Annotated in this window: 13 protein-coding genes and 2 pseudogenes; 10 read left to right on the top strand and 5 right to left on the bottom strand. The window is 57.7% G+C overall.

Annotated elements, in window-relative coordinates:
• From EN925_RS08425 to EN925_RS08395, 6 genes and pseudogenes are all read left to right on the top strand, one after another.
• Positions 1–218, top strand: a pseudogene (locus EN925_RS08425) (ribbon-helix-helix protein, CopG family); the annotation flags it as partial.
• A 266-nt stretch (positions 219–484) separates the two neighbouring features.
• Positions 485–1,687 (top strand): FAD-binding domain, encoded by a 1,203-nt coding sequence (locus EN925_RS08420; protein WP_127368404.1) that lies wholly within the window; start codon positions 485–487, stop codon positions 1,685–1,687.
• A 375-nt stretch (positions 1,688–2,062) separates the two neighbouring features.
• Positions 2,063–2,305: a hypothetical protein gene (locus EN925_RS08415; RefSeq protein WP_127368405.1), complete on the top strand. Its 243-nt coding sequence runs from the start codon at positions 2,063–2,065 to the stop codon at positions 2,303–2,305.
• A gap of 190 nt (positions 2,306–2,495) precedes the next feature.
• Positions 2,496–2,996, top strand: a complete 501-nt coding sequence (locus EN925_RS08410; RefSeq protein ID WP_127388301.1) for an invasion associated locus B family protein — start codon at positions 2,496–2,498, stop codon at positions 2,994–2,996.
• 82 nt (positions 2,997–3,078) lie between these two features.
• On the top strand, positions 3,079–3,273 hold the full coding sequence (locus EN925_RS08405; protein WP_127368407.1) for a hypothetical protein: 195 nt from the start codon (positions 3,079–3,081) through the stop codon (positions 3,271–3,273).
• A 357-nt stretch (positions 3,274–3,630) separates the two neighbouring features.
• Positions 3,631–3,834, top strand: coding sequence for an SH3 domain-containing protein (locus EN925_RS08395; protein ID WP_164753724.1), 204 nt, complete (start codon positions 3,631–3,633; stop codon positions 3,832–3,834).
• 303 nt (positions 3,835–4,137) lie between these two features.
• Here EN925_RS08395 and EN925_RS08390 read toward each other — a convergent pair whose 3' ends face one another.
• The 4 genes from EN925_RS08390 to EN925_RS08375 form a co-directional block, all read right to left on the bottom strand.
• Complete coding sequence (locus EN925_RS08390) at positions 4,138–5,769, bottom strand: tetratricopeptide repeat protein (RefSeq protein WP_127368410.1); 1,632 nt, start codon at positions 5,767–5,769, stop codon at positions 4,138–4,140.
• Positions 5,770–6,099: 330 nt separating this feature from the next.
• The gene (locus EN925_RS08385; protein WP_127368411.1) at positions 6,100–6,777 is read right to left on the bottom strand and encodes a GNAT family protein; all 678 of its coding nucleotides are present in this window, start codon (positions 6,775–6,777) and stop codon (positions 6,100–6,102) included.
• 67 nt (positions 6,778–6,844) lie between these two features.
• Entirely contained in the window at positions 6,845–7,798 is a 954-nt protein-coding gene (locus tag EN925_RS08380) for an alpha/beta fold hydrolase (protein WP_128336449.1), read from the bottom strand.
• Between the two features lie 63 nt (positions 7,799–7,861).
• Positions 7,862–8,311: a hypothetical protein gene (locus EN925_RS08375; protein ID WP_127368413.1), complete on the bottom strand. Its 450-nt coding sequence runs from the start codon at positions 8,309–8,311 to the stop codon at positions 7,862–7,864.
• Positions 8,312–8,396: 85 nt separating this feature from the next.
• Here EN925_RS08375 and EN925_RS08370 point away from each other — a divergent pair, with 85 nt between their 5' ends.
• A complete protein-coding gene (locus EN925_RS08370) occupies positions 8,397–9,020 on the top strand; it encodes a TetR/AcrR family transcriptional regulator (protein ID WP_127368414.1) in 624 nt (207 codons plus the stop codon).
• Positions 9,021–9,221: 201 nt separating this feature from the next.
• Here the strand turns inward: EN925_RS08370 and EN925_RS41605 are convergent, their stop codons facing one another.
• Positions 9,222–9,431, bottom strand: coding sequence for a hypothetical protein (locus tag EN925_RS41605; protein WP_348629882.1), 210 nt, complete (start codon positions 9,429–9,431; stop codon positions 9,222–9,224).
• 21 nt (positions 9,432–9,452) lie between these two features.
• Between EN925_RS41605 and EN925_RS40610 the strand changes: the two are divergent.
• The 3 genes and pseudogenes from EN925_RS40610 to EN925_RS08360 all read left to right on the top strand — a co-directional run.
• Positions 9,453–9,645: pseudogene (locus EN925_RS40610) on the top strand (transposase); the annotation flags it as partial.
• A gap of 276 nt (positions 9,646–9,921) precedes the next feature.
• On the top strand, positions 9,922–10,221 hold the full coding sequence (locus EN925_RS40115; protein WP_127368416.1) for a hypothetical protein: 300 nt from the start codon (positions 9,922–9,924) through the stop codon (positions 10,219–10,221).
• A gap of 415 nt (positions 10,222–10,636) precedes the next feature.
• On the top strand, positions 10,637–10,934 hold a 298-nt coding region (locus tag EN925_RS08360), incomplete at its 3' end, for a helix-turn-helix domain-containing protein (protein WP_164894159.1).

The raw sequence follows: 10,934 nt of genomic DNA, 5'->3' as shown, positions 1-10,934 counted from the left end.
ACAGTTCCGGGGGCGAGGCCCAAAATGCACGGCTCGCTGATCTACGGGCAGCGACAATGCTACGCGAGACCGCCCAAGTGTCGTTCGATGCGGCGACCGAATCCGCTCTGTCGGCAATAGCCGCCGAGATGAACATGAGTCGACCTGAGCTCATTCGGATGGCATTGGTTGACTGGCTGGAATCTCACAAAAACTCTCGAGCGGCTGCGAACGATTAGCTGCGCCGCGAACGCGCCCGATGCGTCCGCCCAGAATACCAGGCGAAGCTGCCACATCCACCGCGGACCTCACATCGCGCGAACGACGGACCATTCGGGATATTATAATCTCGTGAGTCACGGGAAGGCTGCCTCTGTTGGGAAAGAGGCACTCCCAGCCGCCTGTTTAACGGGACACCGTCCCCGGCGGCCTGGGCAGCGAATCATCATTCTCGTGCCGACTGACCTCTCCTTGCCATAGCGGCGACTTCCACTAACTTTTCAATATGGCCATCGGAACGGTGTTGATTTCCGGCGGCGGAATCGCCGGCCCCGCCCTTGCCTTCTGGCTGGCAGCCGGTGGATTCCGACCAACACTAATCGAACGAGCGCCCCATTTGCGCACGGGAGGTTACGTCATCGATTTTTGGGGCCTTGGTTATGGCATCGCCGAGCGAATGGGGCTCGAGGAGGAGATCAATCGCGTAGGCTACCATGTACGCGAAGTGCGCTTTGTAAACGATCGTGGAAAGCGCGTCACAGGTTTTGGCACGGACGTTTTTACTGAGCTGACAGCGGGCCGCTTTGTGACACTCGGACGCAGCGATCTCTCTAGGCTGCTTTTCGACAAGATAAAGGATACGACCGAAGTCATATTCGATGATGAGATCCTCGGCATTCAAGAACATCCAGCCGGTGTGCGCGTTAACTTCAAGCGTGGAGGCGAGCGCGCGTTCGATCTGGTGATCGGCGCTGACGGTCTGCATTCCGGCGTTCGCCGTCTGGCCTTCGGGCCACAGCAGCAGTTCGAAAAGAAACTCGGTTACGCTGTCGCGGCCTTCGAGTGCGCTGGCTACCGTCCACGCGACGAAGACGTGTATTTGATGTACGGCCAGCCAGGAAGAATGCTCGGGCGTTTCACGCTGCGTGATAACCGAACGCTCTTCTTGTTCGTCTTTGCGGCGGGCAACGACCCAGTGCCAGCGACGCTGGAAATGCAGAAGGCAGTGCTGCGAAAAATTTACGGCGGTGGGGGATGGGAATGCCCGCGTATTTTGAATGCGCTGGATGGGATCGACGATCTCTATTTCGACAGCGTCAGCCAGATCAGGATGAACAGTTGGTCGCAAGGCCGCATTGCTCTAACGGGCGATGCCGCGTTTTGCGTGTCCTTGTTGGCCGGACAAGGTTCAGCCCTGGCCATGATTTCGGCCTATATCTTGGCGGGTGAACTTTTCAGGGCCGAGGGACGATATCAGGAGGCATTCCGCACGTACGAAACTCTCTTGCGGGATTACATTCATACGAAGCAGCGCGGCGCCGAGCGATTTGCCACAGCCTTTGCACCAAGGACGCAATTGGGCCTGTTTGTGCGCAACTTGGTGATAAGCACATTTGCAATCCCCGGTGTCGCACGATTGGCCATCGGGCGAGAAATTGCCGACGCTCTGCAGCTACCTGATTATCGCTGGCCATCGCCGACGAATTGACGACAGCGGTGGCGCGCGCCAGCCTCCCGCGCCAACCTTCCGAAAAATAGTCGCCATGCCGGAATAGTTTCCCGCCACGCTCGGTATATGCCGCATGAGAGTGAACTTCGACGTGGCGCATCAAGCAGCGGACCATCGTCCAATGCCGGGAGCGGCAGCGCCATCTTGGGAGCGCAGCGCGAGTGCTGATGATCACGACAACGTCAGTGCTCGCGGTCGGGAGGAGCGCGCTCTCATTGGCCCAGCGGTTGTCCCCCTGTCCATGGCCGCTGGGCCGGTCCGCCGATGAAAAGCACAAACATTCCAGGCGTGATTGGCGCAGCGGAGACACGGCCCCGCTGACCACGGATGCGGCAGACGGCACACGAGACGAGTATGCGGAAGCTAGAAGACTATGAGGAGATCGCGCTCAGCGGTTACCCGTACGACGGAGACTACATAGCCATGTTGGACGGCAAAGGCGATCGTGCTCGACTGCTCGGCGGCGAATTGTGCGGCCTTTATGGCGCAACACTGACCGACCAGGCGGCGGCTTTGCCACGGTACTATCCGTGGGCGTCCCATCTCGTTATCGCCACCGTCAAAGGGGACCGGCTTGTTGCGATCCGGGACTACTGAAGGGCAAATGTTGGACTTCCGCACGAAGGCAAAGTCCAACACCCGACTGAGGCAGTTCGATCAAGCCGCAGCACGGCCGGCTTGATGGTGGTCAGAACTTCCAAAGATCCCCCTTGAGAAGCCCATCTTCAAACATCAGTGATATGGAAACCACCTTGACCACGTTTGCTGGTATGAAATCTGGAAGGATATGATGACCATCAAAGCAGTTGTGGCAAGCATTGCATCCTTGCTACTTTCTATCACTTGGGTGCAAGCTGGCCCCAGACTTCTCTCTCGGCACGGTGCATGGGGCGTCTATTCTTATCGTTCAGACACAACATGGTGCTATGTCCTGAGTGTCCCTGTTTCCGAACTTCCTGCGGATGTCGATCATGGCGAGAATTTTGTCATGATCTCGCGAGCGCCGAAGGATGACCAGCCCGAAGCCGTCATGGGGTATCGGCTTAAGCCGGGGTCGGACATCGATGTGGTGATCGCAGACGAGCACTTCTCAATGTTTACTCAAGACAACAAGGCTTGGTTGGCGAGCGCCGAAGAGGATCGATCGATGGTCAATGCCATGCGGGCAGCCAGCAAAATGAAGCTGTTGGCCACGTCCTGGAGAGGTACACAAACCCAGTACGCCTATTCGCTGATGGGGCTCACCGCCGCCTTGAAAGCGAGCAAGATTTGCAAATCAGCTCGTTGAGCGAAGTCCGGCGACGCACGGTAGTCGCTCCAAAGCCGCTCAATCGACTTGGAGAAAACCACCCAGGCGCGTGAAACCTTGGATGAAGAAGATGAGAGAGTTCTTCAATACCGCTATCGTTATCCTGCTGATAGCGATTGCTGTCGTCCTGCTCTTCCTGGCACCAAGAGGCTTTCAGCTCGGTCCGCCCGATCCGCTTGTTACCTCACGTGCTTCTGGTTTGATGCGAGGGGTCGACTCCATTGTGCAGACCCCTTTAACAAAAACTATGGTGTGAGGTGGTCCGGCCGCGCCGCATGCAATCCTTTTTCGAAACCGAACGCGGCGCCCAGGTTTTTAAAGCGTGGGCGCTCATTCGATCTGCTCTCACGGTTGGCTTGGTAGCCGCTTCTGCACCGACGACAGGATTGCGAGCCGAGACCACTAGCGTTCCTATACCCCGCTTCGTCTCGTTGAAAGGTTCACCCGCGAACCTGCGGATCGGCCCTAGTGTCGATTACAGCATTGAATGGGTCTACATGCGCCCGGGCATTCCCCTTGAGATTTACCAGCAATTTGGCAACTGGCGGCGGGTACGGGATTGGAGCGGGGCGGATGGATCTATGCTCCGCTTCTGTCTGGACGCAGAACGGCCGTGATCGCTCCTTGGAGCAAAGGTAACGTTGCTCTACGCAAAAAGGCTAAATTCGATGGCCCGGTTATCTCCTGGCTGGAACCTGCCGTTGAAGTCAAACTCAGGGGCTGCGATGGTCAATGGTGCAGCGTCGCGCTGAGTTCGATGTCAGGCTTCATCAAACAGTTCGACTTGTGGGGGGCTTATCCCGGCGAAGTGTTCTGAATGACGAGGCCGGAAAATCGTTGACGGACGTTCATTCACTTTTCGGCGATCTATGTCCTCCCTCCGGTGTAAGCGTCATCAGGTGCCCACTGTGATCCAGACACCCCACGTCCTCACACTTGCTCGAAGCTGTCAGTTCGATGCATCACGCGCATCCATCGTATAGGCGTATGGGCGGCTACGACAGGAGTTCAGCCTGCGGATGGGCCATCTGCCCGTCTTCGCGCGCAATGGATGCGTGCGACTCGATGCTGGCTCTTTTGGCGCAGAGATCGTTGCAACTAGCGAGCGGAACCTTGCCACTTATCGCGGTGCACTCCGACAGGCACATGATGCCATGATGGGCACTTCTGCATGCGCCAGAGCCTGATCCAACTGCTGTCGGACGTCGCTGATTTCTACCGCGTCACCCCGTCGGCTAAGGCATTCAAGCAGACCGTGAAGGCTCCAGACGTTGCGTGGGTGTTGGCAAGGCCGCGGCAACGTCGCATCAAGCCCAAGGTCAGCGCGATAGACAGCCTCAGCTTCGCCATATCGTTCGGCATCCATCAGCAATGCGCCAAGCGCGTGTCGCGTCGGCTGCATCCAACCCCATGGCTCGTCATAAAGTAAATTGTCGTCGAGATCGACCGCATGCCGCAGGAAATCCAGACCTTCATGGACGCGGCCGGATTTGTAGTGCAACTCCCCCAGCATCATCGCTTCGGCAACCTTCAGGATATCGGCGCAGGGGTTGTTGAACAGCATGCGCTCGGGTTGCACTGCATCGCGCGCTGCCGCGAAAAGGCTAGCGCTTTCCTCGGCTTGGGGAATTCTACCGAGGTTGGACAGAGCCACTGTCCGGGCATAATGCAACAGGACGGTGCTGTAGGAGTAAAGCTCCGCATCCTCGGGGAAGGCCTCTTCCAGGATACAGGACCAGCGCCCAAAGCGTATAAGTACGTGCAACTTCATCGGCGCAAAGGCTTCAAACATCTCTGGCATGTAACGCACCACCGGCTCTGGCAGGTTTTCCATCAATGCTTTCGCAGCTTCGAAGGCGTCCGACGGGCGACCAAGAAACATGGCCCCGTAGATTTGAAAGTGAAGGTTGTGGATCCGGTAGACCGTGTAAAAGTTCTTACCGCCTGCATGAGCGAAATATGAACGATCCACCTGAGCCGCCTGCCGGTTGCGCATCACGACTTTGTGGTAATCGCCGCAAAGCACGTCGATATGCGTCGCCATATGCACAAGATGCCCGGAGTCTGGCACGAGGCGCTCCAGCCGATCTGCATGCGGCAAGGCTTTTTCCGGCGTCGACGACATCTCCATCAGATGAATGTAGAAATGCAACAACCCCGGATGTGCCCAGGCTGCTGGCTGGGTCGTGAAGGCGCGGTCCAGAGCCGCGTGCGCTTCCTCCGTCGAGGTGCCAGCCGCAGGCTGCCCGGTACGAGTATCCCACAGCGCCCAAGGCGTGCGGTTGATCAGTGCCTCGACAAAGATCGCGGTCACATCTAGATCGTCAGGGAAACTCTCGTATACCGTGCGCATCGCTGCAGCGAAATCGTCATTCCAAGGGCCATAATCCGTAATCTCAGGGTCAGTAGGGAACCGCGATGTCAGCGCATCAAGCAGTGCGCGCTCGACTTCGATTGCAGGCAGATGGCACGCCTCCGCCAACAATACATGCGCCCGCGTCAAAGCGACAATACGCTCTTCAGGCCCGAAGGAGGTCCATAGCTTGTTGTAGTTTGGACCTAGACAGTGGGCAATTCCCCACCGCGCCATGACGTTTGTAGGCGCCACTTCCAGCACGCGCTCGTAACAGGCAATGGCCTCTTCGTGGTTAAATCCGTATTGCCAGATTAGCCCCCGGTCGAACCACATCTGCGCCTCGGAAGGCGTGTTGTCCAGCCGGCGGGAGAAGGTGCCTAGATCGAAATACGTCATCGTATCCAACTCCATGGCTGACGGCGACTACCGGCCCAGACTACATCAAACCCGGGAAGGAAGGGAGTTCGACAGAAGGCTGACCGCTTGATCTCACCTGCCATCTTCCTCAACAGCCGCGATATCGTTCGCCTTTCCCAGCCCCGACCCCGATTTCGTACCGGGCCGAAAACGATGTCCCCTCGACGGACGACGTCAGCGAATTCTTGACCTGTTCAATCGGTGGCTCCGAGAATCGGAAACGAGATGAAGCTGAGTGCGGCGGGGCCGGAAGCGGAAGGTCCTCTTCCGTAAGGGAAAGGGAACGAGGCTTTCACTGAGAAGGATCGATTACATGCCGCAATCCAGCTCCGCGAGCCGCGCCATCTGATTGCCCGCGGCGTCGAAGTTTTCGCTCATCAACCACCGACTTATTGTGGCCCGACGACGGGGCCACTCTTCTTTCAAGATGGAAAACCAAGCCACGTCACGCTGACACCCGTCAACGATTGCCGCGCGTCGCCATGTTTCTTCGTAGGTAAATCCTATATTCTTGGCAGCCTTGAACGATTTCTGATTTTGCGACTGACATCTCCAGACAAGACGTTGATAACCCAACTCATCCATCGCATGACACATCAGCAGAAAAATAGCTTCCCGCGCCGCGCGTGTCCCCTGCAACGACGGGGAGAACCAGATACTGCCGATTTCGATGCTGCTATCCTTTTGTTCCACGTCGCAAATTGAAAGCCATCCCTGCGGCGCTTGCCCTTTTGGCTCCACTATCCAAAATGGTTGATGCGTACGAGCGCTGACCTCCTTAAGAAACATTTGAAGGCTTTTGATTTCTGCAAATGGTCCGTATCGCAGATAGGTAAAACTCTCAGGGGCCGCAACGACAGCCGGCCAGAGAGCGTCAGCGTCATTCGCGCTCAAAGGCAGCAAATCGACATAGTTACCGGCACGCCGTTCCTTTATCGGAAAGGGCCAGCTTTGTTGGGAAATACGAGTGCCGAGCGATGACGTCATACAGAAAGACGAACTGTCTCATCCAACGCTCGTGTGAGAATACACAGCCGTGGAATGAGCTTTGTCCTCAGGCCACTGACCGCAAGATCGTGGTCCGAGCTTCCCGGCCTTCCGGCGTTGGCATCCCAGCATAATTATGCGGCTGGCCCTGTTTAAGATGAAGTTCGACCGCCACTCCTGCCGCAGATGCCTTGGCGGCCATGTCGACGCAATCGAGATAGAACAGATCGAGCGTCCCGGAAAAGATGATTATCGGCGCCAGCCCACGGAAATCGCCATTCAATGGACTGACATAAGGATGGGCGATATCAAGGTCCCCCGCAAAGAGGCGCCCGACTTCGCGTACGCCAGGTATATCATTGACAGGATCCCGCGCAGCAATCGGCACCTGCTCCGGCCGGCTGACGGAAAAATCCCCGCCAGGCGAGATCAACACAAGTCGGCTCGGTTGTGTGTGTCCACGATCTCGCAGCCACTGGGCCGCTGCCAATCCCAACGCGGCTCCGGCCGAATTGCCGACCACTGTCACCTTCACCGCCCCCGCATCTTGCAGGATTTTACGCAACAGTTCGCCCATGGCCGGCACTACCTCTTCTGCGGTGTTATGGGGTGCCAATGGATAAATAGGAACGATACAGCGTACCTCGGCAGTTCGGGTGAAGTAGCCGACAATGCGCCAGTGGGCGCGAACGATCTCATTGATATAGCCGCCGCCGTGCAGGAAGACCACGATGTTGCAACCTTCACAATGTGCGGCGGGCGCTGTGTGATAGATTGGCCATCCAGCCACGTCCTTTCTCGTCACCTCGACGCCGCGCCCCAGTCCTGTTGGCCCGAAGAGAACCGGCCGCAATGCTAATCGGCGCACGCGGTGTTGCACGGCACCAGCGGATGCCATCCGCTTCTTGACACGAAACAACCTCAGCAACCCAACGAGGATGCGGCTCTGCAAGCTTGTACAGTCTGTGCCCGAAGTAAGCCGTTGCAGCGTTCTTTCATTGCCGCGAACCAAGGGTGCCATTTTTAAACTCGCCTTCGAATATATTTCGTTCGCTGGCGCGTGCCGACGAGCCAGAGTCCAAGATTATGCGAACCCGTTCAATTCAGGTTTAGCGACCATCAAAGCGATGATGAGCGCAAAAAGCGCTATGACGGCTAATCGTCCAGCCATAGCACGGCTGTCGGCGGCCAATGCCTTGACGTCCACTGCCGAGCCGCGATGCCCCATTTGGCCTCGCATCGCCCATGGACGAACGAATGTGTGCTCAACGGCCATTAGAGCGCCGATAAGCGCGATGGACGCCACCAACCACGGCGTCAACGGGGACCAGCCGCCAAGAACCACAAGGACGATACCGGCGAGGACGCCAGCGCCAGTCAGAGGTCCCGCCAAGCGACTGGCCAAGAAGGCCATTCTTGCCGGTCTTCGGTAGCCTCGTCTTGCCGCAAGGAGCAGAAACTCTGCCGCCACGAACAGGAGCAAAGCAGTGCACATGGCATAGAGATGAATTCCCAAAACAGCTCCATAAAGCATTTATTCGTCCGCTCGTTCACAAGAATGGTGGACATAATGCGAGCGATGGCTCACAATTGTCTACTCGCATTAGGACGGGAGAAACATGGCGCCTAAGCCGCTTATGAATCCAAGGAAGGGCGCGTCTCAGGAGAGGTCCCGCGCGACGGTCGATGCGCTTGTAGAAGCAACTGCTCGCATTTTGGTCAGAGAAGGCTTTGACAAGGCCAGCACCAACCGTATTGCCGTTGAAGCGGGCGTGAGCGTTGGCTCGCTTTACCAATACTATCCTGGCAAAGAGGCGCTCGTCGCCGCCGTCATCGATCGCCACAATCAAGAAATCATGCAGGTTGTCAGGGGGGCATTCGCGGAGATCGCGTCACAGCCGGTTGAAAAAGCTGTGCGCCGGCTTGTCGCAGTTGCGATCGAGGCGCATAGCATCGACCCCAAGCTGCACCGTGTCCTTGCCGAGCAGATACCCCGCACGGGACGCCTCGAAAATGTGGAAACCTTCAATCGTGAAGCCCACGCCATGTTCAAGGCCTATCTCGAAAGTCACAGAGATGAGTTACGCGCGGCAGATCTGGCACTTGCCGCTTTTGTATGTGTGACCTCGATCGAGGCGCTAGCCCATAATGCCGTCTTGCATAGCGATGGGAAGCTTTCTGACAAAACCATCGGAACGCTCACCGACGAGGCCACTCGTCTCGTGGTCGGATATCTGCAATAGTCGCAGCCACTGCGCCGCGACGGCAACGGCGTCGAGACTTGGACGAAGCATCCTCAAAGCCTGGTCTCAGCCACTCCGTGAACCTGAACCGAGACAAGGTGATAATTTCTGCTCCCCTGTAAGGCCGGTTTGAGAGCCTGCGAAATTGTCGGATTGAAGTGGTCGATGCTGCTCGATCGATCAGGACGGGCGAATGGTCAACTACTCGGGCATTGCGTAGCCAGCATATGATCCGGAGGGGGAAATAGACCGGGTGAATATAGCAAGGCGGTCGGCGCGCTGGACAAGTTCACCGTTCGGGAGTGATCGCGATCTGTGGCGGTCGTGCCACAGAACCTTGATCAGAACGCCGCAACGGCCGTAGAAGACGAACAGATGACCGTGCGGATCACGCTTTAACGTCTCCTGCACCACCAGCGCGAGGCCGGGAAAGCCTTCTGCTGGGCAAACGTGCGCCGGCGCTTCTACGAACTCGCCGCAGCCGGCCCAGCGCCGAATCGCGAGCGAGGCGCTCAGGCGCATCCCAGAACTCTATCGCGTCGAAAACGAACTCCACGGCCAGCCGGGGGTGGACGTCGTGCCGGCGCGCCAGGAAAGGTGCCGCCCGATTGTCGTTGCGCGAGAAGCTCGGAGTCCTCTTCATTCGACGCCCTTGGGAATGACGGAACTCGAAAGGCTGAAGCGGGACCTCGGATCGCTCACCTTCTCAGCCCAATACCGGCGTCCCCCCCGCTCCGACCGATTACCTCGTCAAGCGCTCGTGGTTTCGATAGTACGATCCAGGGCAGCTCAACCGTCGTTCAATGACGATCGTGCAAAACTGGGATACGGCCCTCAAAGGCGATATAAGTTGCGACTACTCCGTTGGGACGATCTGGGCGAAGGACGACAACACTACTACTTGCTCGATCTCGTTCGTACTTGCGCCGCCTACCCGCAACTGGTCCAGACGGTGAAAAGATCGATCGACGATCACGATCCGGATATCGTCCTGATTGAGGACGTCGGATCGGGGACGAGCTTGATAGCCGACCTCGACTATCAAGGTCTTTCGACCACGCCCGTCAAAGCTCGGATGGGCAAGGAGAGCCGTCTATCCCGTGTCTCGGCTATGATGGAGAAACGTTCACCTGCCGAAGGAGGCACATTGGGAGGACGATTTCCTGCTGGAAGTCTTAGCGTTCCCCGGTCGCAAGCGTGACGATCGGCTCGACTCCATGTCCCGAGCTCTGGTTTTGGATGAAGGACGACAAGCCCGTTGAACGGTCGCGCACCAAATGAAGGTCTGGAATCGGCCGCAAGCGGACAATCTGTTTCCGGTTCCTGTCTTTGGATCAACGGGGCTTTAAAACGTGCACCGCGCGCGCCAGCTTTTCCCTTCTGACCAATTGCCGGTTCGTCCCTGCACTCTTGAGCGCGCGTGAGGCGGTCTATGGAAGCTATCGGCGCAGGCCACCTCGACGTCTGCTTTGGTCAAGCCAACCGCGCAGATGGAAGTTTCATAGGTGACCAAGCGAGCGCTCTATGTTGCCGCGGGTGCCATTCATGGACAAGGGAAAGCAGGCGTCCGAGCGGACGATCAAGAAAAGTGCCCGGCACGGGCTGTGCGGTCTGGCATGACGCGACGGCCTTACGGACTGGTCTGCCCGATCTCGCGCGCGTGTGAGTTCCTGGAGCCGCGCTGGACGATCCAGATCCTGACCGAGCTCTGGAACGGCTCGACCCGTTTCAATGATATTCGCAAGGGGGTAGGCAACATCTCCTCCGCCCTCTTGTCGAGGCGGCTCAAGGAAATGGAGGCGTTGGGCCTGGTCGAGCGCATCGAGGACGAGGCTGCCCGCACCGTCGCCCTATTCCGCACCGAGAAGTCGATCAAACTCGAGCCGGCGATGAACGCGCTGGCGGAATGGGCAC

This window comes from Mesorhizobium sp. M7A.F.Ca.US.006.04.2.1 (assembly GCF_004022915.1).
GTDB lineage: Bacteria > Pseudomonadota > Alphaproteobacteria > Rhizobiales > Rhizobiaceae > Mesorhizobium > Mesorhizobium ciceri.
Note: the sequence above shows the minus strand (reverse complement) of the source record. Positions and strands in the feature narration are given on the sequence as shown.

What these genes read in the sequence shown, in the direction of transcription:
- EN925_RS08420 (WP_127368404.1), top strand. Translation starts at nt 485, where the DNA reads ATGGCCATCGGAACGGTGTTGATTTCCGGCGGCGGAATCGCCGGCCCC.
- EN925_RS08415 (WP_127368405.1), top strand. Translation starts at nt 2,063, where the DNA reads ATGCGGAAGCTAGAAGACTATGAGGAGATCGCGCTCAGCGGTTACCCG.
- EN925_RS08410 (WP_127388301.1), top strand. Translation starts at nt 2,496, where the DNA reads ATGATGACCATCAAAGCAGTTGTGGCAAGCATTGCATCCTTGCTACTT.
- EN925_RS08405 (WP_127368407.1), top strand. Translation starts at nt 3,079, where the DNA reads ATGAAGAAGATGAGAGAGTTCTTCAATACCGCTATCGTTATCCTGCTG.
- EN925_RS08390 (WP_127368410.1), bottom strand. Translation starts at nt 5,769, where the DNA reads ATGACGTATTTCGATCTAGGCACCTTCTCCCGCCGGCTGGACAACACG.
- EN925_RS08385 (WP_127368411.1), bottom strand. Translation starts at nt 6,777, where the DNA reads ATGACGTCATCGCTCGGCACTCGTATTTCCCAACAAAGCTGGCCCTTT.
- EN925_RS08380 (WP_128336449.1), bottom strand. Translation starts at nt 7,798, where the DNA reads ATGGCACCCTTGGTTCGCGGCAATGAAAGAACGCTGCAACGGCTTACT.
- EN925_RS08375 (WP_127368413.1), bottom strand. Translation starts at nt 8,311, where the DNA reads ATGCTTTATGGAGCTGTTTTGGGAATTCATCTCTATGCCATGTGCACT.
- EN925_RS08370 (WP_127368414.1), top strand. Translation starts at nt 8,397, where the DNA reads ATGGCGCCTAAGCCGCTTATGAATCCAAGGAAGGGCGCGTCTCAGGAG.